Source organism: Aureimonas ureilytica (assembly GCF_001475935.1).
Classification (GTDB): domain Bacteria; phylum Pseudomonadota; class Alphaproteobacteria; order Rhizobiales; family Rhizobiaceae; genus Aureimonas; species Aureimonas ureilytica_A.
Genome location: NZ_LDQA01000013.1, coordinates 39,449 through 65,614, shown reverse-complemented (window position 1 = coordinate 65,614; position 26,166 = coordinate 39,449). Strand labels below are relative to the sequence as shown.

General features: G+C 62.3%; 30 protein-coding genes. 10 read left to right on the top strand and 20 right to left on the bottom strand.

The genetic code is table 11. The features are described 5' to 3' along the window. Window positions 1–20: 20 nt before the first annotated feature. Window positions 21–407 (bottom strand): type II toxin-antitoxin system VapC family toxin, encoded by a 387-nt coding sequence (locus NS365_RS05330; RefSeq protein ID WP_058599247.1) that lies wholly within the window; start codon window positions 405–407, stop codon window positions 21–23. 3 nt (window positions 408–410) lie between these two features. Then, complete coding sequence (locus tag NS365_RS05325) at window positions 411–659, bottom strand: AbrB/MazE/SpoVT family DNA-binding domain-containing protein (RefSeq protein ID WP_019997403.1); 249 nt, start codon at window positions 657–659, stop codon at window positions 411–413. Window positions 660–925: 266 nt separating this feature from the next. Between NS365_RS05325 and NS365_RS05320 the strand changes: the two genes are divergently transcribed. Continuing rightward, the gene (locus tag NS365_RS05320) at window positions 926–1,552 is read left to right on the top strand and encodes a recombinase family protein (protein WP_058599246.1); all 627 of its coding nucleotides are present in this window, start codon (window positions 926–928) and stop codon (window positions 1,550–1,552) included. 77 nt (window positions 1,553–1,629) lie between these two features. On the opposite strand, the gene NS365_RS05315 is transcribed toward NS365_RS05320, so the two are convergent. Next, complete coding sequence (locus tag NS365_RS05315) at window positions 1,630–2,553, bottom strand: LysR substrate-binding domain-containing protein (protein WP_058599245.1); 924 nt, start codon at window positions 2,551–2,553, stop codon at window positions 1,630–1,632. 99 nt (window positions 2,554–2,652) lie between these two features. On the opposite strand from NS365_RS05315, the gene NS365_RS05310 reads away from it, so the two are divergent. Beyond that, window positions 2,653–3,249, top strand: a complete 597-nt coding sequence (locus NS365_RS05310) for a nitroreductase family protein (protein WP_058599244.1) — start codon at window positions 2,653–2,655, stop codon at window positions 3,247–3,249. A gap of 71 nt (window positions 3,250–3,320) precedes the next feature. Then, window positions 3,321–3,962, top strand: a complete 642-nt coding sequence (locus NS365_RS05305) for a LysE family translocator (protein WP_058599243.1) — start codon at window positions 3,321–3,323, stop codon at window positions 3,960–3,962. A 171-nt stretch (window positions 3,963–4,133) separates the two neighbouring features. Here NS365_RS05305 and NS365_RS05300 read toward each other — a convergent pair whose 3' ends face one another. Continuing rightward, window positions 4,134–4,868 carry a GNAT family N-acetyltransferase gene (locus NS365_RS05300; protein ID WP_058599242.1) on the bottom strand — a complete coding sequence of 245 codons (735 nt, stop codon included), beginning with the start codon at window positions 4,866–4,868 and terminating at the stop codon, window positions 4,134–4,136. A 251-nt stretch (window positions 4,869–5,119) separates the two neighbouring features. Between NS365_RS05300 and NS365_RS05295 the strand changes: the two genes are divergently transcribed. Beyond that, window positions 5,120–5,494, top strand: a complete 375-nt coding sequence (locus NS365_RS05295) for a nuclear transport factor 2 family protein (protein WP_058599241.1) — start codon at window positions 5,120–5,122, stop codon at window positions 5,492–5,494. A 327-nt stretch (window positions 5,495–5,821) separates the two neighbouring features. On the opposite strand, the gene NS365_RS05290 is transcribed toward NS365_RS05295, so the two are convergent. Together NS365_RS05290 and NS365_RS05285 are read right to left on the bottom strand one after the other, a co-directional pair. Beyond that, window positions 5,822–7,204 carry a YncE family protein gene (locus NS365_RS05290; protein WP_058599240.1) on the bottom strand — a complete coding sequence of 461 codons (1,383 nt, stop codon included), beginning with the start codon at window positions 7,202–7,204 and terminating at the stop codon, window positions 5,822–5,824. After that, a complete protein-coding gene (locus tag NS365_RS05285; RefSeq protein ID WP_058599239.1) occupies window positions 7,201–7,605 on the bottom strand; it encodes a DUF305 domain-containing protein in 405 nt (134 codons plus the stop codon). Before NS365_RS05285 ends, NS365_RS05290 begins: the two co-directional genes overlap by 4 nt. A 199-nt stretch (window positions 7,606–7,804) precedes the next feature. Between NS365_RS05285 and NS365_RS05280 the strand changes: the two genes are divergently transcribed. Further along, window positions 7,805–8,956 carry a TDT family transporter gene (locus tag NS365_RS05280; protein ID WP_058599238.1) on the top strand — a complete coding sequence of 384 codons (1,152 nt, stop codon included), beginning with the start codon at window positions 7,805–7,807 and terminating at the stop codon, window positions 8,954–8,956. Here the strand turns inward: NS365_RS05280 and NS365_RS05275 are convergent. The 7 genes from NS365_RS05275 to NS365_RS05245 all read right to left on the bottom strand — a co-directional run bounded on the left by NS365_RS05275 (window position 8,943) and on the right by NS365_RS05245 (window position 14,953). Further along, the gene (locus NS365_RS05275) at window positions 8,943–9,647 is read right to left on the bottom strand and encodes a uracil-DNA glycosylase family protein (RefSeq protein WP_058599237.1); all 705 of its coding nucleotides are present in this window, start codon (window positions 9,645–9,647) and stop codon (window positions 8,943–8,945) included. The genes NS365_RS05280 and NS365_RS05275 overlap by 14 nt on opposite strands. Continuing rightward, window positions 9,644–10,537 (bottom strand): LysR substrate-binding domain-containing protein, encoded by an 894-nt coding sequence (locus NS365_RS05270; RefSeq protein WP_058599236.1) that lies wholly within the window; start codon window positions 10,535–10,537, stop codon window positions 9,644–9,646. Before NS365_RS05270 ends, NS365_RS05275 begins: the two co-directional genes overlap by 4 nt. Next, entirely contained in the window at window positions 10,534–11,343 is an 810-nt protein-coding gene (locus NS365_RS05265) for an anti-sigma factor family protein (protein ID WP_058599235.1), read from the bottom strand. The genes NS365_RS05270 and NS365_RS05265 overlap by 4 nt, the downstream gene beginning before the upstream one ends. Continuing rightward, complete coding sequence (locus tag NS365_RS05260) at window positions 11,340–11,855, bottom strand: RNA polymerase sigma factor (protein WP_058599234.1); 516 nt, start codon at window positions 11,853–11,855, stop codon at window positions 11,340–11,342. The genes NS365_RS05265 and NS365_RS05260 overlap by 4 nt, the downstream gene beginning before the upstream one ends. A gap of 3 nt (window positions 11,856–11,858) precedes the next feature. Further along, entirely contained in the window at window positions 11,859–12,275 is a 417-nt protein-coding gene (locus NS365_RS05255) for a nuclear transport factor 2 family protein (RefSeq protein WP_058599233.1), read from the bottom strand. A gap of 270 nt (window positions 12,276–12,545) precedes the next feature. Then, window positions 12,546–13,901, bottom strand: coding sequence for a calcium-binding protein (locus NS365_RS05250; protein WP_153003667.1), 1,356 nt, complete (start codon window positions 13,899–13,901; stop codon window positions 12,546–12,548). 143 nt (window positions 13,902–14,044) lie between these two features. Next, the gene (locus tag NS365_RS05245; RefSeq protein ID WP_082684436.1) at window positions 14,045–14,953 is read right to left on the bottom strand and encodes a glycosyltransferase family 2 protein; all 909 of its coding nucleotides are present in this window, start codon (window positions 14,951–14,953) and stop codon (window positions 14,045–14,047) included. Window positions 14,954–15,257: 304 nt separating this feature from the next. On the opposite strand from NS365_RS05245, the gene NS365_RS05240 reads away from it, so the two are divergent. After that, a complete protein-coding gene (locus NS365_RS05240) occupies window positions 15,258–15,458 on the top strand; it encodes a hypothetical protein (protein ID WP_058599230.1) in 201 nt (66 codons plus the stop codon). A gap of 75 nt (window positions 15,459–15,533) precedes the next feature. Here NS365_RS05240 and NS365_RS05235 read toward each other — a convergent pair whose 3' ends face one another. Further along, window positions 15,534–16,823, bottom strand: a complete 1,290-nt coding sequence (locus NS365_RS05235; protein WP_058599229.1) for an O-antigen ligase family protein — start codon at window positions 16,821–16,823, stop codon at window positions 15,534–15,536. 815 nt (window positions 16,824–17,638) lie between these two features. Between NS365_RS05235 and NS365_RS05225 the strand changes: the two genes are divergently transcribed. Beyond that, window positions 17,639–18,733 carry an acyltransferase family protein gene (locus NS365_RS05225; protein ID WP_058599227.1) on the top strand — a complete coding sequence of 365 codons (1,095 nt, stop codon included), beginning with the start codon at window positions 17,639–17,641 and terminating at the stop codon, window positions 18,731–18,733. 152 nt (window positions 18,734–18,885) lie between these two features. Here NS365_RS05225 and NS365_RS05220 read toward each other — a convergent pair whose 3' ends face one another. Continuing rightward, complete coding sequence (locus NS365_RS05220) at window positions 18,886–20,772, bottom strand: acyltransferase family protein (protein WP_058599226.1); 1,887 nt, start codon at window positions 20,770–20,772, stop codon at window positions 18,886–18,888. 252 nt (window positions 20,773–21,024) lie between these two features. Between NS365_RS05220 and NS365_RS05215 the strand changes: the two genes are divergently transcribed. Both NS365_RS05215 and NS365_RS05210 read left to right on the top strand, forming a co-directional pair. Then, window positions 21,025–21,819 (top strand): DNA/RNA non-specific endonuclease, encoded by a 795-nt coding sequence (locus NS365_RS05215; RefSeq protein WP_058599225.1) that lies wholly within the window; start codon window positions 21,025–21,027, stop codon window positions 21,817–21,819. Window positions 21,820–21,821: 2 nt separating this feature from the next. Further along, complete coding sequence (locus NS365_RS05210) at window positions 21,822–22,142, top strand: hypothetical protein (RefSeq protein WP_244498364.1); 321 nt, start codon at window positions 21,822–21,824, stop codon at window positions 22,140–22,142. 350 nt (window positions 22,143–22,492) lie between these two features. Here NS365_RS05210 and NS365_RS23485 read toward each other — a convergent pair whose 3' ends face one another. Further along, window positions 22,493–23,782: a PAN domain-containing protein gene (locus NS365_RS23485; RefSeq protein WP_082684434.1), complete on the bottom strand. Its 1,290-nt coding sequence runs from the start codon at window positions 23,780–23,782 to the stop codon at window positions 22,493–22,495. A 427-nt stretch (window positions 23,783–24,209) separates the two neighbouring features. Between NS365_RS23485 and NS365_RS05200 the strand changes: the two genes are divergently transcribed. Continuing rightward, on the top strand, window positions 24,210–24,866 hold the full coding sequence (locus NS365_RS05200; protein WP_058599224.1) for an SOS response-associated peptidase: 657 nt from the start codon (window positions 24,210–24,212) through the stop codon (window positions 24,864–24,866). On the opposite strand, the gene NS365_RS24420 is transcribed toward NS365_RS05200, so the two are convergent. From NS365_RS24420 to NS365_RS24415, 4 genes are all read right to left on the bottom strand, one after another. After that, a complete protein-coding gene (locus NS365_RS24420; protein ID WP_193753395.1) occupies window positions 24,863–25,033 on the bottom strand; it encodes a hypothetical protein in 171 nt (56 codons plus the stop codon). The two genes, NS365_RS05200 and NS365_RS24420, sit on opposite strands and share 4 nt — an antisense overlap. A gap of 76 nt (window positions 25,034–25,109) precedes the next feature. Next, complete coding sequence (locus NS365_RS05195; RefSeq protein WP_058599223.1) at window positions 25,110–25,505, bottom strand: helix-turn-helix domain-containing protein; 396 nt, start codon at window positions 25,503–25,505, stop codon at window positions 25,110–25,112. A 71-nt stretch (window positions 25,506–25,576) separates the two neighbouring features. After that, window positions 25,577–25,876, bottom strand: coding sequence for a DUF3572 domain-containing protein (locus NS365_RS05190; RefSeq protein WP_058599222.1), 300 nt, complete (start codon window positions 25,874–25,876; stop codon window positions 25,577–25,579). Continuing rightward, window positions 25,873–26,034 carry a hypothetical protein gene (locus tag NS365_RS24415; protein ID WP_193753394.1) on the bottom strand — a complete coding sequence of 54 codons (162 nt, stop codon included), beginning with the start codon at window positions 26,032–26,034 and terminating at the stop codon, window positions 25,873–25,875. The genes NS365_RS05190 and NS365_RS24415 overlap by 4 nt, the downstream gene beginning before the upstream one ends. Between the last annotated feature and the right edge of the window lie 132 nt (window positions 26,035–26,166).

Genomic DNA, 26,166 nt, shown 5'->3' with positions numbered 1-26,166 from the left:
CATCGCCTCGTCGCGTCCGATCAACGGACGAGCTCGACCTTAACCCCAGCGGGTTTAGCGATGTCCTTCCAAGCCCGATCTGTGGTCAGGGCTGGGACGTCGAGGCTGCGGGCGAGCGCCAAGCAGAAGCGATCGCCCAGCGACAGCCCGGCTTCCTTCGACAAGCTAAGCAATCGGGCCGCTTCTTCCGCGACCTCTTGGCCGACCGGCAGAACGGTGATGTCGAGATCTGACAGATCCCGGATCGCCTCCTCGGCATTGAGCCCGCGATCAACGAGCTTGGAAAGAACCTCGGTGTAGTTGACGACCGAGATACTGGCATCACCAAGACGGGCTTCGACCTTCTCGGCACCCTTCTCGGAAAACAGCAAACACAGGACGGCGGAGGCATCGAGAACGCAGGCCATGCCTTACTCGCCAGCCGCTTCCTGCCGACGATCGGCAATCAGCTCATCTGCGACCGATCCGTTTTCGGGGGCATAGTCCCTCAGCTTGTCCTGCAAACGCCGTAGGGCAGAGCGTGCGGGGCGAATGCGAAGCTCCTCGCCATGCAGTTCGATCAGGACGGTATCGCCTTTCGCCAGACCCATGGATTTGCGAAACGCGGCGGGCAGGATCACACGTCCACCTTCTACGATCTTACCTTTTGCAGCAGCCATCACCCATACCTTCAATCTACTTCGAACTTTTCTGGCCCATTTCCTGACATATGTGCCAAATCGCCCAAATGGTGCACAATATCGCATCCGGTGCGTCGACGTGCAAAAGCCTTAAGACGGCTAAATTACCCAGTTCGCTCCAACATGAACTGCACTAAATCGATCGTTTAAGGACAGGCTCCGCAGAGGCTGATCAGAAACCAGCTATCCGACGTATCGGACATGCCCTATAAGATCGTGACGTATAAGGTCGTTTTCGAGGCCCGATGTCCCGAACTTTTGCCTATGTCCGCGTCTCCACACACGGCCAGACCACCGAAAACCAGATCGGTGAGATCAAGGCCGCCGGCTTCGACGTCCATGCCCGCCGCGTCGTCTCGGAAACCGTCTCCGGATCGGTTGCCACAAAGGAGCGCGAGGGCTTCACGCGTCTTCTCGACCGGATGGAAGAAGGCGACATCCTCGTCGTCACCAAGATGGACCGGCTCGGCCGCAACGCGATGGATGTGCGCACGACGGTCGAGACGCTGGCGGCGATGGGCGTGAAGGTTCATTGCCTGGCCCTGGGCGGTGTGGACCTTACCAGCTCGACAGGCCGTATGACGATGAGCGTCATCAACGCGGTCGCCGAGTTCGAGCGCGATCTCCTGATCGAGCGCACCCATGCGGGCCTGATCCGGGCAAAGGAACAGGGCAAGGTGCTGGGCCGTCCGCGCAGCCTGACGGATGCACAGAAGCATGTGGTCCGCGAGAAGCTGGGGGAGGGGGCTTCGGTGTCGAAGCTCTCGCGCGACTATGGCGTCAGCCGGCAGACGATCCAGCGGGCGCGGGACGAGGTGAGAGGACAGGACGAACCCGATGGTGGCGTCGAAACATCCGCTGCTCATCCATAGCGGTGAAGTGCTTGCTCGATCACGGATTCAGGCGCCCGCATAGTGACCGTGTTGGGTGGATTGCCGACTGTCCGGTTTCAAACCAACATTGGAGAAAGCTGCCGTTCGCCCACTGGTCTACCCGCTTCCTCGCGCAGCCATATGAGGAACCGTCGGAGCGGGCGGCGATGCGTATCAGTCGAGCGGACGACGATCCAATGCGCCTCGCCCAGATCCACCGCCTCGGAGAACGGCTGGACGAGCCGCCCATCGCCGATCCACCGCTCGGCCAGTCGCTCATGCACAAGCGCGACGCCCTGACCCGACGCAGCCGCTTGTAGGAGAAGCGAAGAACTGGCGAAGCGCTGCCCGCGTCCGAGGCGGTCGTCCGGCGGACCGTCAGTTGGACAGAAAAGCGACGCCCAGCGGCTCCACTGCGCGGCGGGGTCGAGGTCGTGCAGAAGGGGGACGTCTTGCAGATCGGCGGGGCGGACGAGCTGACGCGCCATCTCCGGCGTGCAGACGGGCACGAGGCGGTCCGTTATCAAGGCTTCCGCACCGCCTGCGGGCTGGGGTCTGCTTCCCATGCGGATCGCAACATCGCAGCCGCCCGACCGAGGATCGACATGGTTCTTCGTCTCGTCCACCCAGACCTCGACATCCGGGTGGGTGCTTCGGAAGCGGGCCAAGCGCGGCAGGAGCCATTCAGCCGCAAACGAGGCTGTCGTGTTGACGCGAACCACCCGCTCGCCCTCGTCGGCGACCGATCGGGTTCCCTTCTCAATGAGGTCGAAGGTGCGAGCGAGCATGTCCGCGTAGGCCACGCCTTCGTCGTTCGGCACGAGGCGCCCACCCTCACGGCGGAAGAGGGGACGGCCGAGCCACGCTTCCAACTGTCCGATCCGCCGGCTGACCGCCCCGTGCGTCACGCCGATCTCGGCGGCTGCCGCGACCGTCGTGCCAAGGCGAACCGTCGCCTCGAAGGCGAGCGCGGCAGACAGAGGCGGGAGCTTGCGCGGCATACGTCGAACCTGTGATCTCGTCGCACACCCTATCGCGAATTCTGCGCTGGGACCACGGCGCGCCCGATGGCAGGACGGGGCGAACCGGAGACCAACCCCATGTCCCAGACCATCCTCGCAGAGCCGACGCTTCACCCTCTCCTGGCGTCCCGGCGAAGCCCGCGGGCCTTCGCAAGCCTTCCCGTTCCCAATGACGTCGTCGCGACGCTGTTCGAGGCGGCGCGCTGGGCACCGTCCGCCAACAACCTCCAGCCTTGGGCCTTCGCCCATGGTGCGAGGGGAACCGACGCGTTCGATGGGCTCGCAAGCTGCTTGACGGACACGAACGCGGTCTGGGCGACCCAAGCCCCGCTCCTGATCCTGGCGCTGGAGCGGCCCCTGAAGCCGGACGGTACGCCCCACCCGCACGCCCGCTACGATCTTGGTCAGGCTGTCGCGCACCTGACGCTCCAAGCCAGCGCCCTCGATCTCCACGTCCACCAGATGGCGGGCTTCGACGCGGAGCGGGTTCGCACGGTCGCCGCCATCCCGCCCGATCTGGTTCCCGTCACGGTGATCGCCGTCGGCTACCTCGGCGCCCCGGAGAGCTTGCCGCCCGCGTTGCATGAGCGCGAGCGGGCGCCTCGGTCCCGCAAGCCGTTGGACGAGATCGTGGTGACGGCGATCGGTGGTGCCGACGGTGCAGGCGATTGGTAGCCTTGGCAGGACTTGCGCTGATCCCGTTTCGATGGATTGCTCTCAGCTCCCGCCGCATGGAGCCGACACCCATGTCGCTGGAACATTGGCTTGCCTTCGCGGCGGCCTCCGCCGTTCTTCTCGCCATCCCTGGACCCACGCTCCTGCTCGTCGTCTCCTACGCCCTCAGCCACGGCCGCCGGATCGCGACAGCCACGGTCGCCGGCGTCGCGCTCGGCGACTTCACCGCCATGACCGCATCGATGCTGGGGCTCGGCGCGCTTCTCGCCACGTCGGCCACGCTGTTCACGACCCTTAAATGGATGGGCGCGGCCTACCTCGTCTATCTCGGGATCAAGCTATGGCGCGCACCAGTGCGTTCCCTCGGCACCGAGGAGGGTGGTGAAGGCGAGGCCTCTGCGGGACGCGAGCGCCCGCTATGCATCTTCCTTCACACCTACGTCGTCACCGCGCTCAACCCGAAGGGTCTCGTCTTCTTCGTCGCCTTCCTGCCCCAGTTCCTAGACACGGCCCGACCCCTCCTGCCGCAGCTCGCAATCTTCGAGGCGACGTTCCTAGTTCTGGCGACGCTGAATGCCGCGCTCTACGCTCTGCTCGCATCCGCCGCCCGGTCCTCGATCCGCAAGCCCAACGTCCAGCGCTGGGTGAACCGGACGGGCGGCTCGTTCATGATCGGCGCGGGCGTCCTGGCAGCCGGATGGCGGCGAGCGTGAACGTCCGCTTCGGGGCGGGTCGGCGTCGCCGCTGGTGGTCTTAGAAGGGTCGATAGCGGATGGACCGCTTTCGAGCGTCCGCTTTCTTGGCGGTCTGAGACTGAACGGGGTGGAAACCGGTCAGGCAGCTTTCGGCTGTCAGGGCTACTTAGCTGCGGTTCGACGCATGGCTTAATCCCTTAGGCGATAGTGGTAGTCGTAGAGATGGCGGACAAATCCTGTTCGACGGTAGAGGGCATGTGCGGCCGGGTTGTCGGCCAGGACCGACAAACAGGCGGACGTCGCCTTGTTCTGATGCGCCCAATTCTGGAGGCTCGACACAACCTGCCCCGCCAGCCCTCGTCCCCGCGCATCAGGTCTTGTCGCGACGGCGTCGATACCGAGAATGCCGCGATGGATGATGCCGTACGCCAAGGCAACGATCTCGCCCTTCTGCCGATACGATGCATAAGCAGCAGGCAAGGTTATGGCTGACAAGGACGCACTCAGAAAGCTGCCAGCCGGGGGCGAGCCACCGAACGCCATCCAAGCCTCGATCCAATCCGCAGGCACGGCTCCCGTCTCGACTGCCACTGCTTTGGATCGGGACCGACTCGCGATGTCGGGGGCCAAAAGAACCTGACTGGGAGCATCAATGGTATAGCCGCGATCAGCGAGCATCTCGTCGACATCGTCGCCGATCGACAGGATCTTGACGATCGTCGGTCGCCCGAGCCGATGATACAGGGCCTCGCCAGCGGCGAGTACAGATGTGAAATCGTCCGACCGAAAAGGCGTCGGACTGATGCAGTTCGTCCGTCGCACCGTGCCGCCGGAGGCCCGGATCAACCAGCCGTCCTGATAAGTCTCCACGGGTGAGGGACGGACGTTCAGAGCGACCTCTTCGACATGCCAAACTAGGGACATTTGAACGCTCGAAAACCAAAACGATCTGCAGTCTAGGACCGCTTCTTGGAGATCGCAAAGGACCAGGCCAAGGAAGCGTTGGGTCGCTAGCAGATGGACCGCTTGCGGACATCCACTTTCTAGGCCGCAGGAGACCGGACGGGGTGGAAAGCTACTAGGTAGTTTCCGAGAAAGATGCTTGCGAATGCGGCCCTTCCTCGACCGGCCAGATCCACGTAGGTTCTGTGCGACGGACTGTATCAGGAGCGGCAATGCGGGAAGCCCAGGACATATTGGCCTGCGAGGAGAAGCTTCGGACGGCGATGATTGCCGGGGACGTCGAGACGTTGTCAGAATTGATCGATGACGATCTCGTCTTCACGGGTCCGATGGGAAACGTGATGACCAAGGAAGAGGATTTGGAGGCCCACCGCAGCCGGGTCTTATGCATCCAGCGTCTTGATCTTTTCGAGACTGCCTTTCATCCTCTGCACGGATTCATCGTCGTAACGACCAAGGCAAGGCTCGAAGCGATGTACGACCAGAATCCGGTATCCGGCACATTTGCCTACACTCGGATCTGGCACCAAGACGAACACGGATGGCGCATTTCGGCAGGTCATTGTTCTAGGATCGGAGACCTCTAAGCGACGTTGTCGGACGTCCGCTTTGGATTGTCAGCGACAGGTGACTGGCAGTCGCGAATGGGTCGAAAGCGGATGGACCGCTTGCGGGCGTCTGCTTCTCTGCCGCCACAGACCGGACAGGGTGGTTTTCCGCCTGTCCGCTTACTGCTGCTCCTCGTATATAGCTGACATTCATTTGCTCCCGACGGGTTCGGCAACACTCAAATTGAGTCCACCCCGTAACGACTGGCTCCAAGGACATCGCCACACGCAGCGAACATGCCACCAAGCCTATTCGGCGCGGACTGTTGCTGGCGCCGAACATGGCGATTTTGGACCCCGCCGTCTCTAGCGGCTGGTGAGGATCGGGCTGGCGGTGCCCTTCAGACCCTCGACCACGACCAGCCGCGGCTCCTTTGCCGCCATCGGCTCTCCTGGGACGGCGATCGTGCGCACCGGGCCGATGCTGGAGGCCATGCCGGCGCCCTTGTCGTTGGTCTTCAGCACCACGACAGGCTCGTCCTGGCCTTCGAAGAACACGCCGTATTCGGTCATCGGCTTCAGCTTGGCGACGCTGACGTCGATCGCATCGACGAGCCCGAGATTGCGCGAGACGACCATGCCGGAACCGTCCGCGCCCTCGGGCGCCTTCAGCGATAGCGTCAGGTTCTCCCGACCCGCCTTCAACGGCATAAGGTTTTCAGTGCCCGCACCTTCAGGCACCGCGCCCGGCACGAAGACAAGGGCCTGCGGGGCCTGTCCGACCGGGATATCGGCCACGACCTTCTGCTCGGCCGTGTTGATCACATCGACCTTGTCGCCGTTCTCGAGCCCGACGAAGATCCGGCTGCCGTCTTCCGATCCCCAGATGCCGTGCGGCAGTGCGCCGACCGGGATGGTCGCGACGAGCTGGGTCTTCTCGCCGGACTTGTAGACCTTGACGACGTTTTCGCCGCCGATCGTCACGTAGACCAGCGTCTCGCCGTCCACCGTGCCGAAGCCGAGGTGGTTGGAGATCGGCCCGCTGTCGATCACCTCCTTCACCTCGAGTGTCCTGGCATCGACGCGGGTGACCTTGCCGACGTCCTTGTGCGTCAGCCAGACGTCGCTGCCGTCCGGGCTCACCTGTACGAAGGGTACGAAGGGCGAGACGACCGGGATCCGCTTCACCAACGCATGGCTGGCGACGTCGAAGACCTCGAGCACCGGGTTGAACGAGTTGGCGACGAAGGCGAGTTTGCCGTCGCGCGAGAACTTGGTCATGCCCGGACCGCTCGTCGTCGGGATGCGGCCCGTCTCCTTGAAGGTCGCGGCATCGATCACCGACAGATAGTCCTCGCCGCGGACCGTCGCCCAGACTTGCTTCCCGTCCGGCGTGAAGAAGGCCTCGTGCGGGTTGCGCCCGATATAGGTCGTGCCCTTCACGGCATTGGTCGCCGTGTCGATGAAGGTGACGGAGTTCGTCACCGTCGAGACGACGACGAGCGTCCTGTGGTCTGGCGAGAAGCCGAGGCCGTGGACGTTGACCTCACCCTTGTAGAGGGGGCTCAGAACGTCCGGGCGCGGATTGCCGAGCCGGATCTGGCCCAGAAGCTTGTTCGCGACGGGATCGATGACCGAGACCGTGTTGGAGTTCTGGTCGGCGGTGTAGACCCGGTCGGAGGCGGCGGGCAGCGCGAAGGCCGACGTCGAGACGAGAAGCGCGGCGGCGAGGAGGGTTGTGCGGATCATGGTGTCGTCTCCGGAACGAGTGCGGTCGTGTCGGCGGATGCGGCGAGCATCGAGCGCATCAGCGTGATCTCGTAGGTCTGTTCGGTGATGATGGACTGGGCGAGGTTGCGGATCGCCGGGTCCTCGGTGGAGCCGAGGACGGCCTTGGCCATGTCGATCGCGCCCTGGTGATGCGGGATCATCTGGGACAGGAAGTCGTGCTCGGGATCACCGGTCACCGGAGCCGACATCATGCCGGCGTGCATCCTCTCCATCGCCTCGGCGGTAACCTCGGCATAGTGAGAGCCGTCGAGCGTGGCCGGCGCCATCGCCGAGTGCTGGTGGGCGGGCGCGTCCTGTGCCTCGGCCGAGGAGAGTGACGCCCCGGCGAAGGCCAGGGTCAGGAGAAGCGTCTTCAGCATGGAAACGGAGGATCCTCGAAGCACGGGTCGGAAAGAAGACGCGCGCGGACGCCATTCATTCCCGTGGCGGCAACATTTTTTCGAGGGCGAGGCGACCGAACGGGATCCATCGCCTCCGTCGATCGAAACGACATAAACAACGCGTTGGATCGAACGATCGCGGTGGCGCATGGTCCGCGCAGGACAAGGACCCCCACCGATGACCTTCGAACAGATGCGTGCCGTCACCCTCGGCCTTCAACCCCTGTCGCGCCTCGACAGCCCGCGCGAGGTCGTGCGCCAGTTCACCCCGAACTGGTTCGCCGCCACGATGGGCACCGGGATACTCGCGATCGCGCTGTCGCAGTTCCAGGCTGACGTGCCGATGCTGCATCCGGTGGCCGAGGGCCTCTGGATGTGCAACATCGCGCTCTTCACGCTCTTCGCCGGGCTCTACGCCGCCCGCTGGATCTTCTTCTTCGACGGGGCCAAGCGCATCTTCGGCCATTCCGTCGTGTCGATGTTCTTCGGCTGCATCCCGATGGGCCTCGCCACCATCGTCAACGGCTTCCTGATCTTCGGCCTGCCGCGCTACGGCGAGGTGGCGGTCGGGATCGCAGAGACGCTCTGGTGGATCGACGTCGCGATGGCGGCGGCCTGCGGGGTCGCCATCCCCTTCATGATGTTCACGCGCCAGAGCCACACGATCGACCAGATGACCGCAGTCTGGCTCCTGCCGGTGGTCGCGGCCGAAGTCGCGGCTGTCTCCGGTGGGCTGCTCGCGCCGCATCTCGTCGCCCCCCATTCCCAGCTCGTCGTGCTGACGCTCTCCTATGCGCTCTGGGCGCTGTCGGTGCCGATCGCGCTCAGCATCCTCGTCGTGCTCCTCCTGCGCATGGCCATCCACAAGCTGCCGCATGCCAACATGGCGGCGTCGAGCTGGCTTGCGCTCGGACCGATCGGCACCGGCGCGCTCGGGCTGATGACGCTGGGCGGCGCAGCGCCCGCGATCCTGTCCGCCAACGGTCTGGAGCGCTTCAGCGCCTTTGCGGAAGGACTCGGTCTCTTCGGCGGCCTGCTCCTCTGGGGCTACGGGCTTTGGTGGCTGGCGATGGCCGTGCTCGTGACGCTGCGCTACCTGCGCGACGGCCTTCCCTTCAACATCGGCTGGTGGGGTTACACGTTCCCGCTCGGCGTCTATGCCGTGGCCACGCTGAAGCTCGGCACCCTCCTGCCGATTGCCGCCATCCACGTCTTCGGCGCGGTGCTCGTCGCGGTGCTGGCGGTGCTTTGGGTGATCGTCGGCACGCGGACGGTGCGCGGCGCCTGGCGGGGCGATCTCTTCGTCTCGCCCTGCCTCAAGGCCGGCTGAGAGAAGGAGGGGCAGCCGCCGGCGGGCGGTTGTCGAGGAACGCGGCGACGCCAGCCCGGAACCGGACCGCGCCACCCTGGGCGGGGTGGCGCACGTAGGTGGTGGGGATGCCGAGTCCGTCCGCCGCACGCTGCGCCACCCGGCCGATGCAGAGGATACGGCGCGGCGCGAAGATCGCGACGATCATCGCCAGCACCTCCCGGTGCGCGGCGATCTCGGTCCAGGTCGGCGTCCGGTTGCGCAAGGGCAGGACGCCGCGATGGGGATGGAAAAGCACCGCGTTCCAGAACAGCGGCAGCGAGGCGGGCATCGCGTTCCAGATCTCACGAGAGGTTCCGGACTCCCGGGTCGGCAGGGTCTCGCGCGTCGCCCGCGCCAGCGGCGGAACGACGCCGAGCCGCTGCGACAGGTCGGCGAGCCGCCCGTCGCCCGTGAACGGCACACCGGTCCGACGCGCCCCAAAGCGCGAGGGCGCTTCGCCGAGCCAGAGGTCGCTGACGCCGCGATCCGCCATCCCAGCGAGATAGCGCTGGAGATTGCGACAGCGGGTCGCCGGCGCGTCCGCGTCCTCGATCTCCGCGTCGAACCCGGCATACGGGTTGAACAGGTCGGCCTTGCCGGGCAGTTCCGCGAGACGCTCGACGATCGCGTCGACCGAATGTCGTCCGGACGTGGTCGATCCATCGATCACGCCGGCGGAACCTCGATCGTCGGCAACTCGGCGAGAAAGGCGGCGACGGCTCGGCTCGGGTGACGGTCCCTCGCCAGCACCGAATGGAACCCGCGCGACGGCAGGTCGAAGGGCAGCGCCACCAGTGTCCGCATGCGAAGGCCGGCATCCGCGACCACGGCGGGGAGGATTCCGAGGCCGGCGCCCGCCTCGATCGCCGTGCGCACCGCCTCGTTCGAGGGCAGTTCAAGTTCGACCGACAACGCGGTGGGATCGACACCGAAGGCTTCGAGCGCGCCTTCGAGGATCGCGCGGGTGCCCGAACCCCGTTCGCGCAGCACCCAGCGCGCCGACGCGAGATCCCGGGCCGCGACGGGAGACCCGGAGCCTCTGTGCCCTGATGCCGCGACCAGCATCAGTCGATCATCGGCGACGCGTTGCGTGCCGAGCCGGACATCGCCAAGCTCGTCCTCCACGAAGCCGAGATCGGCCGTGCCATCCAGCACCGCCTCGGCCGTGCGCGCCGTGTTGGCGATGCTCAGCCGAAGGTCGATCCCGGGATGGCAGGCCTTGAAGCGAGCGAGCATCGGCGGCAGCCAGTGGTTCGCGACCGTCTGGCTGGCGACGATGCGGAGGCGACCCCGCTTCAGTCCGGCGAGTTCTGCCAGCGCGATGCCGGCGTCCTCGGCACGGGCAAGGACGGCGCGAGCCTCGGGCAGGAAGAGCCGACCTGCCTCGGTCAGTTCGATCCGCCGTCCGACGCGGTCGAACAGGCGGACGTCGTGGCGCTCCTCCAGCGCGGCGATGGCGGCGCTCGTCGCCGACTGCGTGAGGTTCAGCGCCTTTGCCGCTTCCGTCACGTGCTCGCGCTCGGCCACGGCGACGAACACGCGAAGCTGGTCGAGCGTCACAGCGTACCACCGGAGAAGCTTGGCGCCGGGCGGTTCAGGCTGTCGTAGACGGCGGTCGCCACCGCCATCAATCGCTCGCGGGGCGCCTCGGCCGAGACGACATAGCCGAGGCCGGCGTCGCGCCAGAAGAAGGCGGAGATGCCGTCCTCCTCGACGAACTGGAACGACGTCTCGTCCTTCTCGTCGGTCTTGATGAAGAGGGTCAGCCGCGTGCCCTGGTCGTCGTCGTACATCAGCATCGCGGCGGGACCCGCGCCCGCAGGCAGGAGCCGCCCGCCCATCAGCCGATAGCCGAGCCCCGTCAGGTCCGGGGCCGACAGCCGTGTTCCCAGCCGCTTCGACAGCCATTGCAGGAGATGCGCCTCCTCTTCGGCGCGCACTTCGACGGGATGGACCACCTCGACCACGAAGGTGCGATGCGCCGCGATCGCCTCGTCGGCCATGACGGCCACTCGGGTCGGCTCCACCGGCGCGCGTAAGGCGTCGTTCGCCAGCCACCCGCCGGCGCTGCCGAGGATGAGCCAGCCCATGACGGCCGCGATGCGCAGGCGCGTGACAGCAAAGCGACCGCGCCGGGCCTCGCGGATGTTCGCGATGCGCAGCCGCGCCGGGATCGGCTCTTCCGCCTTGAAGGCCAGCCGTTCGCGCAGCGCTCGGGCGATCTCGCGGTCGCGCTCGATGGCCACGGCGATCTCCGGTCGCTCGGTGAGATAGGCCTCGACTGCGGACAGCCGCTCTAGCCCGAGCCGTTCGTCCACATAGGCTTGCAGGTCGTCCTCACCGACGGGCGCGTCCCTGCGGCTCATTTGACTCTCCTCAAGGGCGCGCGGATCCCGGTCTCCAGGATGGCGCGCAGCTTCTCACGCGCCCGCGACAGGCGCGACATGACCGTGCCGACCGGAAGCCCGATCACCCGCGCCGCCTCGTCGTAGCTCATGTCCTCGACGCCGACGAGAAGGAGGACGGTGCGGTGCTCTTCGCTCAGCGCATCGAGCCCGGCCAGGACGTCGCGAAGCCCGGCGCGGCCGTCCTGGTCGCCGTCCACCGCCGGCGGCGAGGCCATCTCGTCGAGCGCAACGTGGGGCCCACGCCGCTTGTGCTGGCGCAGGCCCGAGAGGTGGAGATTGCGCAGGATGGCGAACAGCCAAGCGCGCAGGTCGCCCTCCGGTCGACGCAGGTGCCAGCGCCCGACGGCGCGCTCCAGGCAGTCCTGGACGAGATCGTCGGCGGCGTCGCCATCGCGCACCAGCCCATAGGCGTAGCGCCTCAGGCCCGGAATGAGCGGTTCGATCCGCGCCGCGATCTCGTCGGTGGACATGCCTTACTTCGCCAGCGCGGGGTCGATCTGCCAGATCTCGTCGGCGAGCTTGCCGTCCCGGAATAGCATGACGTAGCGCACGGGGATCTTGTTGTCGTTGGCGAAGACGACATCGGCGAGGACGGTGGCGCCCTTCGGGTTCATACTCTCGGTCATGTTCACGACGTTGGCCTTCAGGCCCGTCTGCGCCTTGGCGAACTTCGCCCAGGTCGCGGCGATCTCGGGACCCGTATAGGTGCCATCGAGCGGACCGCCGACCCAGTGAAGCGTTGCGGATGGCGCGTAGGCGGCGGTGACCGCAGCGGTATCGCCCTTGGCGATCGCTTCGATATGCGCCTTCGCCATGTCGCCGGCGGGCCCCGCAAGCGCGGCCGAAGCCCCGGCGGAGAGAATGGCGATGGCTGCGAGGAGGGTCTTCATGGCTCGGTGTCCTTCGGTTCGGCCGAGATTGGCCCACGGAAGACGACGGGGAACGGCGCTTATTCCCAAAGGACTGAAAATTTGAGACGAGCGGGGTCAGTTCGGCGTTTCAGACGGAACGTCCGCTAACGGCGCAAGCTGAAAGGGCGACAAACGGCTTCGAAGGGTCGATAGTCGTCGTCGCCTCCAATCAAGGAGATAAGACGCCGCCCCTTTCGGCGGCGTCTTTCGATAGACTGCTAACCCAGATGCAACGATGCCCCCCTTCGATCAGGCGAACAGAACGTCGTCGAAATCCGAGCCCGTCGCCACGTCGAACACGCCCGTGATCTTGATCGTTTCCACGATGGAGGAGTCGGCATTTTTCACGACGTATTTGTCTGTCGCACCAACGCGGGTCAGAGACGCGCCCTCACCGTAGCCGACGAACATGAGAACGTCGCCACCTGTTTGGCTGGCACCCGTGAAGTCGCCAACGACGTCGCCGTTCGCTTCGCCGGCGCGGAAAACGAAGGTGTCCCTTCCACCTCCTCCATAGAGGGTATCCGCACCGCCGCGACCGTCGAGGAGATTGTTCCCGCTATTGCCGCCCATGTAGTTGGCAAGCGAGTTGCCGATCCCTTGCGTGTTCCCGCTATGCACGAGTTGCAAGTTCTCAACGTTGTCCGTCAGCGTGTAGCTGATCGAGGAGATGACGCGATCGGTGCCTTCGCCAACGCCTTCCACAACGCGGTCGCCTACGTTGTCCACGATATAGCTGTCGTTGCCGCGCCCGCCGACCATGGTGTCAGCGCCACCTCGACCATCGAGCGTGTTGTTGCCGCTGTTGCCCCCGATGTAGTTGGCAAGATCGTTGCCCGTACCAGCGATGTTCCCCGAACCGACGAGCTGAAGGCTCTCGACGTTTGCTTCCAGGGTATGGCTGAGCGAGGTGATCACCTGATCGTAGCCTTCGCCGGCTTTCTCGCTCACGACGTCCCCGGCCTTCTCGATGAAATACCGATCGTTTCCAAGGCCCCCGGCGAGCGTCCAGGGAGCATTCGTGGGCGCCCGAAGCGTGTCATTCCCGTCAGTGCCCCGATACACATGGTCACGAAGGTCTTGGATCGTGAATGTGCCTTCGATGAAACTCACGATCTCCATATTCTGCGCATACAAAGGATAGGCAGGACGCGTTTCGGATGCGGAGTCGAGATAGATGGACGTGCCGTCGAGTCTCGCGGTGTAGTTGGAGAGGGAGACATTGGTCACCCAGGTATCAATACCCGCTCCGCCATCAATGGAGTCGCCCACCGGGGCATTGGTGATATCATAGCTGATGCCGCTGTGGATGGTGTCGTCCCCGTCTTCTCCAAAAAGCTGACTTCCTCCACCGCCGTAAATGGTGTCGTTCCCTGCGCCGCCGTAGATCGTGGCCGTGTTGCCAATGCTACCAGGCGACAGAACATCATTGCCCCCTAGTCCGAACACCACGTAACGTTCTGGAATATGTGGATTTTCTGGATTGGGCGGGGATAGGTTATCATCGCCCTCGGTTCCTACGATGGTGTATTCATCCAACACCAGAGGAGGCATCACATTCATGCCTGCTTGAGTCGAAGCGCTCTGTGCAACTGACGTCGCCATTTAGTCCCCCGCGATAGACACACATTTCGTTAACTTACCGAAACGTATGAATTGCACGTCCACACTCTATGGGTGATGACGGAAGGGCAACACCAGAGAGCTAAGGCGCTTCAAACAGAAAGCCGCGTCTGCCTGACAGAGCCCTATGACTTGTCGTATCGCGACGTATGGCCTCCGGCCATCCCGACGAGGCGGCCCGAGTAATGGGCGATCGTCAGAAGGTTCTTGGCGATGGGATCCTTGCGCAGCTTTGGCAACGATAAGGCAAGCCGAGCGAGCGCACCGACGCTGCCCTTGACGGCCAGCCGCCACGTCGCGCCCGTGCCATCATAGCTTTGATCGATTTTCGACATGTAGATGCCGGTCGTATAGTAGCGTTTCAGCACCGTAGCGGGGCGCAGCTGCTCCGCAGGCGGCTCGTAGACCAATGCCTCTTCACACCAGACCATCTCTCCCCCAGCCGCTTGAACTCGGCGGAACAAGTCGTAGTCCTCTCCACCGGAGGCTTTGTAGGCGTTGCGGAAAAGAGGGCTTTCCACGAGGTCGAGTAGGCGGCGTGAGATGAGAAGGTTCTGCGCGGTACGCAGGAGCTTGGTCGGCCCTGTCGCGGCGCCGCGACGGCTGGCAAAGATGCTGTTGCGCGCAAGAAGCCCGGCATCGGGCGGAAGCAAGCCTTCAACTGGCCCGCCCACAAGGTGCGGCTCGTAAGTGTCGGCGCAGGCGAGAAGGGTCGCCAGCCAACCTTCGGACACATACCCATCGTCGTCCATCATGATGAGGCGGCGCCAGTCGGGCGCTTCCCGCATAGCCGCGTCCACGAGAGCGTTGCGGTTGGGAGAAAGGCCACGCTCGGACACGGGCAGATAGATGAAGCGCTGCCCGGCCTCGCGCGGAAACTCGGAGACGAGCGTCTCAACTACGGGATCGCAGTCATTGTCGGCGACGATAAGCGTCAGCTCACGACCGGCGATTTCTGGTTGGAGGCTTTCGAGCAATCTCAGCAGGAGACCAGGGCGCCGAAAGGTAGGTATCCCGATGACAAGATCCGTCATGCCCAAATCGATCCCATCTGCGTCCCATCGGCTTCGAGCGATGCTTCAACGACCTGATGTAGACGCTCCCATATCGCGACGCACACGCGTCGGTTCTTCATACTTCATTCTTTAGAGGACGGGTAAAGTTTCTTTGTTACAAGACGGGTCGCCACGTGTCTGTCCAACAACGAAGTGGCTTCTCGAGTTAAATGATAAGCCTCTGTTAGCGTCGTGTGCCCTTGGGGAATACGCTTGGGCTTTTAAACTGGTACGTGCTATTTCACACGCTTATAGAGCGTTCAGATTGCGAACGGTGTCTGGCATGTTCAAACTTTTGCATTGGTTTTTCGGTGCTCGGCGATCGAGCGAGTGGGAGGCGATTGTCCAGTTGTCTCCTGTGAAGCTGGATACGGGTGAAGTTTGCAAAGAGGTCGTCATGACCCGTTGGATCAACGGTGCTCGTCAGTACAGGCGCGCAACCGAGCAGGAGGTCGCCGACTTCGTTTCCGGCGACGCTTGGTAAATTCGCCGAGGGAAAGTGATTGGGGCGGATAGCCCCATCACAAGCCCCCATTGGCAACAGCTCCAGCGCCGGAAATCAAACACGCCGGCTGCTATGAATGTAGTTCGGCCCCGTAGAGCGGACTGCAAGCGTACGGAACAGGAGAAGCAGATACCCCTCGATCGTGGCGATGAACACGCCTCGCCCCTCCGAAATGCTGGCGACCAGGATCGCGAACGCAAACATGGCGCAGACGGCGGATTCAGGGGTGCGATGCCGGAACGGAGCCACGAACGCCATGTAGGCCAGCGCCGACACATAGGCGGTCACCCCTAGAATGCCGCCTTCGCCGAACGACAGAATGTAGGCGTTGTGGGGCTGCCTGATATTGCCCAGCTCCTTCAACATGTAGAACAGGGTCATGACGGTTCGGGATTCACCCGAGAAGGAGCCGGGTCCAAGGCCGATGAACCAGTTCTTGTAGGCTTCGCTGAGGTAGGCCGACCAGATTTCGGTTCGCCCCGTCAGGGTCGGATCTCGTCCCAAAGTCTGCGTGATGTCGGTCCAGTTGGTCAGAACGAACACAACCAGGGACGCCACGCTGACGATGATGATTGTCGACGCAATCGGAGTCGTGACACGGGCACGCAGGATCGCAATCACCAGCGCCATGTAGCTGATCGCACCAAACGCGATCATGAGCGCTCCCATCGATCCGGACATGAAGAGGCAAACGGCCGACCCTATGCCCAGCAACGCCGTTCTGAGGCGTCCGATCGTGGGATGGAATGCGTAAGCGCACAGGAAGCCGCACATGGCGAGAAAGCCGAACGTGTTCTTCTGCGTGAACAAGCCAACCCAAACCGTCTCGCCGCCGTAGACTGAGACACCGATGGTCGGATTGAGGATCGACATGGCAATGGACGCGAGAACGAGCACCATCAACGTGTTGGTGATGATGAACGCGATCGATCGCGGTTTCAGCATGGCGGCCGAGGCGAAAGCGCTCAGGAACATCAGTATCCAGAACGTGATGGATCGTACCGCGATCAGGATATTTTCGCCCAGCAACCCGGATATGACCCCCACCCCCAAAAACGGGAGGAAGGGCATCAGCGCCCGCAGAGGAGCTCGGTACGTATATCGAGACAGGTAGACGGCAAACGCCAGGGATATGCTCCCCCACACCAGATATCGGAACGGTGTCCCGAACATTTGCTGGCCTTCCAGCGATGCCGAGCTAGCGTCGAAGCCGCCCCAATACCAGGCGCCACTGAACTGGATGATCGATAGAACGATCAGGAGCTTGAAGAGGCCGCGATCGAGGAAGGCGTTGGCTGCGCGATCGATGCTGTTGTCGGTCCGCTGGTAGGGGACATTCACCATGACGGACCTGCGCCGAGTTGGGCGTATCGGACGCCAGGTTCAAATCTTAAACGGGATGCCGTCAGCTTTCTGAGGGTCATAACGCGCCTTCGGTCTCCGTCACTGCCTGAACTCGCCTGCCCGTTTATACCACAGGACGCTATGGCTGAATTGCGCCGGCAAGGTCAGCCATTTGATGGTCCCTGGAGCCCTTTTTCGGGATGGGGTCGCGCTCGAACCCAAACGGCCAGCCGAGGCGATCCGGCCATTCGGTACGCTTCCGGCCTTGCAAGTCCGCTCGGCGCTCTTCCCTGGAAGCCTTGCCTTGATCGCACTGCTGATGCTTATGAACCGCTGGACCAAGATCGAGAGCTAAAGCAGCCGCGTCAAGCCAGCCGGGCGCTACCGTGGAGGATAAGCCACCACGGCCGAGGCAACGGCTTTGCTCTCCTTGGAGGTGATGTCGATGTGGTTCTTTCCACTGAACATCACGCTAAAAGTGAAGAAGACCCGGAGCGGCTGGCAGGCTGAACTCCGGGTCCATCTCTTCATCTAAGCGTACCGGGCGTCAGGGCAGCAACCCTGGCGTCCACCTCCACAAAATATCCCCCTGCCCGAGCGTTTTCAAGGATCATCCTCGATGACGCCTGACCGCTTCTTCGCGCCTTGCCGTCACTGGAAGGGTATGGTCTTCGCGCGCCGTATGCTCCAATCACCGCGCGTTCCGGCACCGTACATCGAGGCGTTCTTCCCTGGCAGCCTTGTCGATATCTGCTATCGAGTGGGTTCAAAAATAGCCCTATTGCGACCCATGCTCGCAACGGATCGGTGCTGGAATGAACAAGACCATCTACGAACTTCAGATCCTTCGCTTTATCGCGTCGATGATGGTGTTGATCAGCCACGTCCAGCATGAAGCGGGAGAACAGCGCTTCCTCAATCTGGCGAGCTACACGCCGATCAACCCCGTCTATTGGGGCGCTGGCGTGGACGTGTTCTTCGTGATCAGCGGCTTCATCATGTACCATCTGTGCCGCGATCAGTTCGGCCTTGAGGGGGCGCCGGCGAACTTCATCGTTCGACGCCTCGTGCGGATCGTGCCTCCCTACTGGGGGGCAACCGTCTGTATGCTATTGGCCATCTGGTTGTTCGCCGGGCACATCAGTCATGCGGAAATCGACCCCTGGCATGTCCTGGGATCCTTCCTCTTCTTCCCGGTCGAAAACCCCTACGGTCAGTTCTACCCGATCATGATTTTGGGGTGGACGCTCCAGTTCGAGTTCCTCTTCTACGTCGTGTTTTGCGTCGGGCTGTTCTTCAGCAGGAAGGTCGGCCTGTCGATCATCGTGGGCGCCGTGACCCTCCTCGGCCTCTCGCCTCTGGTCATCCATTTCCAATCCGGGCCTATGGCATTCTGGTCGAACTCGATCGTTCTGGAGTTCGTCTACGGCATCGCTCTGGCGGAGATCCGCGCCCGTGGCTTCCGTTTCTCCGCCGTCAAAGGTTGGCTGGTTTTCGCAGTTGGATGTGGTCTGCTCTCGCTGATGCACGTCGCGGGAATGCACTTCGAATACGGGTTGAGAGCCGTTTGGGTTGGCATTCCCGCGCTTGTGATGTGCGCTGGCCCGGCGCTGATCGCGCAGAGGGATCATGCGACTAACGGCCTGTTCAAGCGCGCCCTCGTGTTCGGAGGAGATGCCTCCTTCGCGCTATACCTCTCCCATCCTTTCTCCATTAATTTGGTGGCGATCGCGGCCTCGAGGCTCGGTGTCAACAATCCTTGGACATACGTAGCCCTGGCGACGGCGATCGCCCTCATCGGCGCAGCGCTGGTGTACGAGCTTATCGAGCGACCTCTGACAACTCGGTTGAGCAGAGCCCTGCACATGCGTAGACCCCGCGTCCTCGAAGCTGTGCCCGAGCGAACGTAACCGAGATCGGAAGGGAAGCCATAGAGTCATCAGGTGGCGTGCAGGCGCCCTTGACGGTGATACCTCCGAAGCAGCCGACAAGCCCCCTTATCGTGTGGGGCGCTCATGCTTGAGCGCAGCTGCATCCACGACTAGACCCTTGGCCAAGCCCGCTATTGGGTCTGCGAGATATCGGTGCCCGCCGCAAAAGGCAGCTGCTTCACGATCCGCTTTGCGAGCTCGATGGAGCCCTGCTTTGTGAGATGACCGTAATCCCACTGCATGGGATCACCGTCTGATGTCGTCGTCTGGCAGACGCCGTTGGGGCACATAAGCTCATAGACGGAAACGTATGGGACGGACACGCTCGCCATTCGCTCGCGCAGCAACGCATCGACCTTTTTTGGCAAAGACACCAGACGCTCGGCGGGTAGCCCTGGATGGTGATCTCGATCGGCATCCGCCAGAATTCGAGCCAACGCGATCTGGTATTCCACGATCGGGCCTGAAACGACGACGTTCCAGCCATCCGCCTTGAGCTTTGAAGCGGTCGCGGTGACATAGGGTAGGTCGTCTGGAGACCAGCGACCCGACAACAGCACGAGCGAAGGATGAAGCTCATTGAGCCGCTCGAATATCCCATTCATGAACGCGACGCAGTTGGGAAGGCCCTTCCCGCCGATCACGGGTTTGCACCCGGTGGAAGCGGCCTGCATGACGTTCATGGAGGGCAGAGCCTCCTTCAGTCCGATCCAGAGATGCGCCGCATGGCTATCCCCGATCAAAAGGAGGTTGGGCTTCGCAGGATCTCGGGCCAGGCAGACATCGGTGGAGAAATCCGAGGCAGATTGGATGTTGCTGTCGATGAAGCAGGTGCCGCGTCGATAAACGGCGGCATCGTCATATTCCAAGTTCGATGCCATCGCCGCGACCTGTGGTGTGAACCGCGACGGGAACCCGCTACCGAACAGAACAGCGATCCCGAGAACGATCCCGATGCCAGAGAGGGATAGGTTTGTCGCCCATAGCCGAGAGCGCGACATCACTCCTGGCTTTCGGAAGGGTCGCTCCACAAAGTGCCAGGACACGAAAGACAGGACCGCAGTCAGGGGCAGCAAGACCCAACTGTCCTGAACCTCCAGCGGCCGATCGAACCAGAGATGGGCAAAGGCAGCGATGGGCCAGTGCCAGAGATAGAGCGAATAGGACATGAGCCCGATGACGACCATCGGCCGCATGGACAGGAGGCGAGCGACCCAGCTCGTTCCATGCTCCCCAGCATAGAGAACGGCCGCAGCTCCCAAGACGGGCGGTAGCGCGCGAAACCCAGGGAATGGCGCTCCAGACTTGTAGAAGAGCGCAGACGCCAGGATCGCACCCAATCCGAGAATGGACACGATCTCACGCGACCAGCGTGCCCTCAGGGCTGGCAGTGGTGCGAGAGCGAGGAAGGAGCCGACCAGCATCTCCCAAAACCGCGGAGGCGAGAGATAGAAGGCTGCCGCTGGCTGCGATCGTACAAGCCAAACCGAAAGCGCGAACGATACGAGACCGATCCCGACAATCAGCGGCACGACGAGACGCCGGCTATAGCGATAGGCCAACACCAGGAAGAGCGGGAACACCAGATAATACTGTTCTTCCACCGCCAGCGACCACGTGTGCAGGAGGGGTTTGATCTCGACGTCTGGTCGGAAATAGTCGCTCAGAGAGTAGAAAAAGAAGTTCGAAGCGAACGCGAGGGTGGCGGCGATGCTGCCCCCGAGTTCCTTGTATTCCGTGGGATAGAGACCCCAGAGCCCATAGACCGCCGTGGCCATAAGGACGACGAAGAGGGCCGGAAAAATCCGGCGGATACGGCGCTCGTAGAACGAGAGGAAGGAGAACCTGCCTTGTTCGATCTCGCGGGCGATAATTCCGGTGATGAGATAGCCGGAGATGACAAAGAAGACATCGACGCCGATGTAGCCACCCCCGAAAGAGGTGAACTTAAAATGATAGAGGATTACGCTGAGAACAGCGATCGCTCGAAGGCCGTCAATGTCTTCCCTGTAGGTCATCGTCGCCCGTCCACCGCCATAGTGTGCGGTGCGGCATAGCATGTCGCCCTGATGTTATCGATTGCGTTCTCACGCCGCTCGATTGGACAGACGGATCGTCCTCTTCAAAGAGGCTTCGGTCCAGGGGCTACCATACTCGAAAAGCCTCGCAACGGAGCCTATGAGAAGAGCAACACAGTTTCTGGTGATCGTGTAAAGAAGAGCATCGGATCATCAGCCGCTGCATTCGAACGCAAATGAGGGGAAGAGGTGGTGATCAGAGCTATCGGGACCATGAATTGCCTTTTAGGTCTCGCTGCGTTGGCTTTTCTGAATTGCGGCTCACCGGCCTACGCTGTCACCTCGAACTGTCCCGACAGCTTCCTTCAGGGGCAGGCACCAGATTTCAACCGTCTGGCTCAGGCAATGCCCACGCGCGAACTCTGCTTTCGCCAATTCGCCGTACTTCATTCCGGCATAACTCGAACCCCACTCTGGGTCGGTGAGCATCTGACGGCTGCCCAGGTCGAGGCGGCCGAGGGCATGTCCCGAACCAATCGATTTCACGCAGAGAAGGCTCTGCCCCCTTCAGAGCGATCCGAGCTGGCGGACTACAAGGGGTCTGGCTTCGATCGGGGCCATATGGCCCCCTCCGGCGATATGCCCGATGCAAAGTCGCAAGCCGAGAGCTTCTCGCTCTCCAACATGGTCCCGCAAAATCACCGGCTGAACACCGGCCTATGGAGCCAGATCGAAGAAACGGTGCGTGACGTCGCCTCCATGGACGGTGAGGTGTGGATCGTCACCGGCCCTTTGTTCATTGGCCAAGATGTCCAGGCCATAGGCACGAACAATGTCCTCGTTCCGACCATAGTCTGGAAGGCGGTCTATGATCCCAAACGAGGCGGAGCGGCCGTGTATGTTGCCGACAACGACGACACGCCCAATTGTCGCATCATGAGCGTCGAAGCGTTCAAGACCATGAGCGGCATCGAGATATACCCATCATTGCCCGTAGGAACGCAGCGCTTGGCGCTGACGCAGCCACGGGCCTGTCGTCAGGAGTAGGCATGACACGCGACAAGCATTCGGAGACCGAAGCGGCTCAAGGCGCGTCCTCCAGTTCGCAGGGATCGAACCCTTTCCATCCTTTTGCTAATGACAGCGTGGCTCTGACGGTTGGCGGGCTCACAATCGAGAACGGCACGGATCGGGTTTCGATCAGCGGCTCGATTGACTTAGCTCTCGACAAGCGGGGCCTCGAACAAGCGCGTGAACTGAAAACAGCGATCAACGCGATTGTGGACGCGCTGGAGAAGAAAGGCGATTTGCCGGAGACTTCCGCCGATCAGAATGCCCCAACCAAGCGCGTTCGTAATCCATTCGGCTGATCGCTTGAGATCAGTTCCAAGCAGAAGTATGGCAGGAGATGGCGCCCTTGATGCGCTCAGCGGCCGGGGCTGGTGTGGAGGCGAGCCATATGGTCAAGGCCGCAGCGCCAGCTATCGCTAGCCCATGCCAAGGGCGCCAAAATGTGCGAGTTGCAACAGGAAGGGATGGCTCCTCCGGCTTGTCTGCCAATCTCTCGAACAGCGCTCGCTCCATGGCTTCTCGCTCTCGAATAATTCGCTCCATCGATATATCGATCGGCCGCCCCTCTACGACATCCGCGAGCGCAGCCCATGCGTGCTCCTGATCGAGAGTTCGGAGTTTCGTATCCGCAATAGGACGGGTCATGGGATCAGTCCAATGAGATGACTTTGGGCGAGAACGTCTGCGACTTCTTTCCCCCTGTCACGGCTCCCGTAAGCGCCCGAGGCGTACCCACACCACTCTTCAGCCAGCACTGCTTCTTTGGTTTGAGATAGGTGAAGGCGACACAGCGAGCATCCGTCACACAGGCGCGACGGCAATCCAGTTGCGATGTAGCAGGATGAGGCCGGCGCGAAAGGTCCATGCCCGGTATGTCCACATCCTGATAAAGGTCCGAGTTTGGATCGATAACGTCGAGCGTCATGGACGGGGGGTCGCGCTCGGAGCGTGCGAGCAACTGACCTGAGAAGGCTGCGGAATTGCCATCCACCTCGCCGCGACCAGACTTCATGAAGCAGTTCGGCCCTCGCCCCGGCCGGGTCTTCATGTTGAAGGTGAAGGCTTTGCACGATCCGCCCATCTCGAAGCACTTCACAGCGCAAGCCGGAGCGTCAGCCACGCTCGCCGTTCCGACATCCTCACCGAAGAAGTCGAGGCCTGCGTAGATCGCCATCCGCGTCGGCTGGCGCGTGTAGGTTTCGAGCGTCGAAAGAGCTGCTGACGACCGATCGGAGAGCGCGGGTGCGGCTGCTGCAATCCCTTCCGAAAGCTTGGCGGCCTCCTTGGGTTCGGCGTCCGCACTTGTGATCGATGGCGAAGGCTGCGGGGATGCACGCTCCGAGCCGGCGACTTGCGGTCCGACTTGCTCGACGCTGCCGCCCTTGTTGTTGATCCCAAGGCGCACGACTTCTTCGGGCGAGAAGAAGTGCATGTCATCGGGCGGCGTACGGAACATGATCGTTACCACGCCGATCGGCGTCTCAAAGCGGTTCAGCGTATCGATCACGTCCGCAATCGACATCTGTGCACTTTCGAGATCTGGCTTCTGTGACCACATTTGATGGACGCCGAGCCGACCATCGGCTTGCCGCTCGTGCCCTGCCAAAAAGATGTAAGAACAAGCAGATGCGCAGGTCGAGCCCTCAGGAATGAGCGTCGCAAGCTTACGGGTGTGAACGTCGTCCGCGATCAGAAGACCAGCATCGACACTCCCACCAGGGCTGTTCAGGAGGAGGATCTTCGCATTAGGGGCGGCGAGCAGAGCACGGCGAAAGGCCAGCGCTGAACCTGACGTCAATTCGCCGTTGAGCTCGATAATATCGAGGCGAGCCGGGTCCAGTCGGAAAGGGGCCAGAGCCGACGGTTCGGCAGCTGCGGCGAGATCGACGCTCAGCAACGAGAGAAGGCCAACAGCCAAGCTTAGAAATCGGCTCAGCATCCGATTTCAGCCCTAATCCTATCGACCTCCGCCTTCGAATGGCAGACCGTTTCACAGGGGATGCCGTCTCCATCCCCATCAGCTCGCCTGTAGCCGCTGCACCAGAGCTCTACAGCCTCTCGGCACGTCGATATCGATTTGCATGTCCTGCCAGCCGCGACGCGGTAAGTCTCAAGCTGAGCGAGGATTGAACCAGACTGCTCTGGATGGATCGGCGTCGCCTCCACCGCATGAACTGGACCGCTAGCGAGCATGAAGAAGGCGACCAATGCCGCGAAACTGAAGCGTCCCATAAGCTCCTCCCGATTAAGGCAGGATTGTGTCTTCACGCCCCGAGGTTGTCTATGGGGCGAGAGGGGCCGCGTGGCGCTTTATCCACTCTTCCATATGTTCGGAGCGAGACGTTCGCAGACGCTGGAGCGGGACCATGTGCAACCTCTACTCCTTGACCAAAGGCCAAGCCGCGATCCTGGCGTTTACGCGGGCGATGAAGGACAGGACAGGCAATCTGCCACCCATGCCCGGCATTTTCCCCGATCAGGCCGCGCCAATTGTGCGGATCGTGGAGGGCGAGCGAGAATTGGCGATGGCGCGCTGGGGGATGCCATCTCCCGCCTTCGCCCTGAAGGGCAAGGCGACCGACCCAGGCGTCACCAATATCCGCAACACGGCCTCGCCGCATTGGCGTCGCTGGCTGGGGCCAGCGCATCGGTGCCTCGTGCCGTTCACCAGCTTCTCCGAATACGACACGGACGAGAACGGCAAGAAGGTGCCGGTCTGGTTCGCAGCCAACGAGGAGCGCCCTCTGATGGCCTTTGCAGGCCTCTGGACGCAGTGGACGAGCACGCGGAAGAAGGCGGAGGGCGAGGTGACGGTGGACGCCTACGGCTTTCTGACCACCGAACCGAACGGCGTGGTCGGGCCGATCCATCCCAAAGCTATGCCGGTGATCCTGACGGAGCCGGACGAGTTCGAGATCTGGCTGCGTTCCGACTGGAAAGATGCGTCAGCGCTCCAGCGGCCTCTGCCCGATGATGCGTTGCGGATCGTGGCGCGGGGACAGCGGAACGACAGCGAGGTCTAGCCTCCCTGCAGTTGCTCCTCAGAAGGCAGTTCTGCCGGATTGGTGTTGTTCACGACGTAATCGATCATCTGGCGAGCCAGAGCCATTTCACGCATGGCAGAGTCGAGATGGCTCAATGCCACATTGATCAACGAACGCTCTGCATCTTTCTCATTCGCTTCGCCCATAGCACACCCGTTCGCCACACGCTCAAATTACCCTTTCTTGAAAATATGGCGCACAAGTTGTTATTTCGTGAGAAGGCTATTGGTCCTGTAGAGCATCTCGTTCAGACGACTTCACGATTGCGTCAACGAGGTCAGCCAGTCGCTTCTGGATGACGGGAGGCAAATGATCGATGGGTACGGTTTCAACACTCGAATGCGGGTCCTGCAAAACTTCCGCACCCTTTCCCGAGAACGAGAAGCCCGGAAGCCCTTCGAAAAAATCAGGAACATCAGCCCCAAGCACGCGAGCCAGACGAACCAGCCCGCTAGTGGAAAGTCGGTTCGCGCCGGACTCATATTTGTAAATCTGCTGATGACTCAGACCCAGCTGCTCACCCAGCATAGACATGGGTAGACCGGCACGCTGGCGCAGTTCGCGCAGCCTGCGCCCCAGATGGATATCGATCTCTCGGCTTTCTGGAAGGTCGTCCATGAGAGCCCTTGTGCTGCGCCATCAGCATGTAGGAAGCCCCATACGCGCAGAGGATGCAACACAAGGATCGTTTAGGTTGCGCTTTGACGGTTGGCGAGGCGCTCGCGGGCCAACGCGACCTCTGCGGGGTCCAGTTCGGCCGCATTGGCGAAGTCCATGAGCGTCGGCTCGTGTCCCAGGATGAAATCGAGCAACCCGACAAAGAAGGCGGGTTTGGTCGCTTCCGTGCGGAGCTGCTCGATCGTCAGGCCCGTCAGGTCCAGAAAGCGCGTGAGAAGCTCGCCATTGCCAGCCAGGAACGACAGGGCGTCGATCCCGATCGTTTCCGCGTCCTTGCCCGAGCCAACGGGTCGTTTGCCCTCACGGATCATTTCGCGAGCCCTCGCCTGACGTAGCCAGCGGAAATCCGTTCGGAATAGGCTTCCTGCAACGAGCGCTGCCCCAGGATTAACGCGCCGACCGCGACACGGGCGTCACCGCCGCAAGTGCGGATGGCTTCGTCAATCGCCTCGTCCAGATCGTCCTTCAACGACAGGTCCGTGATCCGTTCTGCAATTCTCGACATGGCCCCGCCTCATGAATCAGTGCGCCGACCATGACTCCGAACGGCCTTGCTGGAAAGACGATGTTCCTATTTTGTTCACAGAATTAGGAATGGGGT

What these genes read in the sequence shown, in the direction of transcription:
- NS365_RS05295 (WP_058599241.1), top strand. Translation starts at nt 5,120, where the DNA reads ATGCGGGAAGCCCAGGACATATTGGCCTGCGAGGAGAAGCTTCGGACG.
- NS365_RS05290 (WP_058599240.1), bottom strand. Translation starts at nt 7,204, where the DNA reads ATGATCCGCACAACCCTCCTCGCCGCCGCGCTTCTCGTCTCGACGTCG.
- NS365_RS24420 (WP_193753395.1), bottom strand. Translation starts at nt 25,033, where the DNA reads ATGGGCGAAGCGAATGAGAAAGATGCAGAGCGTTCGTTGATCAATGTG.
- NS365_RS05220 (WP_058599226.1), bottom strand. Translation starts at nt 20,772, where the DNA reads ATGACCTACAGGGAAGACATTGACGGCCTTCGAGCGATCGCTGTTCTC.
- NS365_RS05200 (WP_058599224.1), top strand. Translation starts at nt 24,210, where the DNA reads ATGTGCAACCTCTACTCCTTGACCAAAGGCCAAGCCGCGATCCTGGCG.
- NS365_RS05190 (WP_058599222.1), bottom strand. Translation starts at nt 25,876, where the DNA reads ATGATCCGTGAGGGCAAACGACCCGTTGGCTCGGGCAAGGACGCGGAA.
- NS365_RS05240 (WP_058599230.1), top strand. Translation starts at nt 15,258, where the DNA reads ATGTTCAAACTTTTGCATTGGTTTTTCGGTGCTCGGCGATCGAGCGAG.
- NS365_RS05280 (WP_058599238.1), top strand. Translation starts at nt 7,805, where the DNA reads ATGACCTTCGAACAGATGCGTGCCGTCACCCTCGGCCTTCAACCCCTG.
- NS365_RS05235 (WP_058599229.1), bottom strand. Translation starts at nt 16,823, where the DNA reads ATGGTGAATGTCCCCTACCAGCGGACCGACAACAGCATCGATCGCGCA.
- NS365_RS05310 (WP_058599244.1), top strand. Translation starts at nt 2,653, where the DNA reads ATGTCCCAGACCATCCTCGCAGAGCCGACGCTTCACCCTCTCCTGGCG.
- NS365_RS05325 (WP_019997403.1), bottom strand. Translation starts at nt 659, where the DNA reads ATGGCTGCTGCAAAAGGTAAGATCGTAGAAGGTGGACGTGTGATCCTG.
- NS365_RS05285 (WP_058599239.1), bottom strand. Translation starts at nt 7,605, where the DNA reads ATGCTGAAGACGCTTCTCCTGACCCTGGCCTTCGCCGGGGCGTCACTC.
- NS365_RS05305 (WP_058599243.1), top strand. Translation starts at nt 3,321, where the DNA reads ATGTCGCTGGAACATTGGCTTGCCTTCGCGGCGGCCTCCGCCGTTCTT.
- NS365_RS05300 (WP_058599242.1), bottom strand. Translation starts at nt 4,868, where the DNA reads ATGTCCCTAGTTTGGCATGTCGAAGAGGTCGCTCTGAACGTCCGTCCC.
- NS365_RS05315 (WP_058599245.1), bottom strand. Translation starts at nt 2,553, where the DNA reads ATGCCGCGCAAGCTCCCGCCTCTGTCTGCCGCGCTCGCCTTCGAGGCG.
- NS365_RS05250 (WP_153003667.1), bottom strand. Translation starts at nt 13,901, where the DNA reads ATGGCGACGTCAGTTGCACAGAGCGCTTCGACTCAAGCAGGCATGAAT.
- NS365_RS05195 (WP_058599223.1), bottom strand. Translation starts at nt 25,505, where the DNA reads ATGGACGACCTTCCAGAAAGCCGAGAGATCGATATCCATCTGGGGCGC.
- NS365_RS05320 (WP_058599246.1), top strand. Translation starts at nt 926, where the DNA reads ATGTCCCGAACTTTTGCCTATGTCCGCGTCTCCACACACGGCCAGACC.
- NS365_RS23485 (WP_082684434.1), bottom strand. Translation starts at nt 23,782, where the DNA reads ATGCTGAGCCGATTTCTAAGCTTGGCTGTTGGCCTTCTCTCGTTGCTG.
- NS365_RS05225 (WP_058599227.1), top strand. Translation starts at nt 17,639, where the DNA reads ATGAACAAGACCATCTACGAACTTCAGATCCTTCGCTTTATCGCGTCG.
- NS365_RS05330 (WP_058599247.1), bottom strand. Translation starts at nt 407, where the DNA reads ATGGCCTGCGTTCTCGATGCCTCCGCCGTCCTGTGTTTGCTGTTTTCC.
- NS365_RS05210 (WP_244498364.1), top strand. Translation starts at nt 21,822, where the DNA reads ATGACACGCGACAAGCATTCGGAGACCGAAGCGGCTCAAGGCGCGTCC.
- NS365_RS05265 (WP_058599235.1), bottom strand. Translation starts at nt 11,343, where the DNA reads ATGAGCCGCAGGGACGCGCCCGTCGGTGAGGACGACCTGCAAGCCTAT.
- NS365_RS05260 (WP_058599234.1), bottom strand. Translation starts at nt 11,855, where the DNA reads ATGTCCACCGACGAGATCGCGGCGCGGATCGAACCGCTCATTCCGGGC.
- NS365_RS05245 (WP_082684436.1), bottom strand. Translation starts at nt 14,953, where the DNA reads ATGACGGATCTTGTCATCGGGATACCTACCTTTCGGCGCCCTGGTCTC.
- NS365_RS05255 (WP_058599233.1), bottom strand. Translation starts at nt 12,275, where the DNA reads ATGAAGACCCTCCTCGCAGCCATCGCCATTCTCTCCGCCGGGGCTTCG.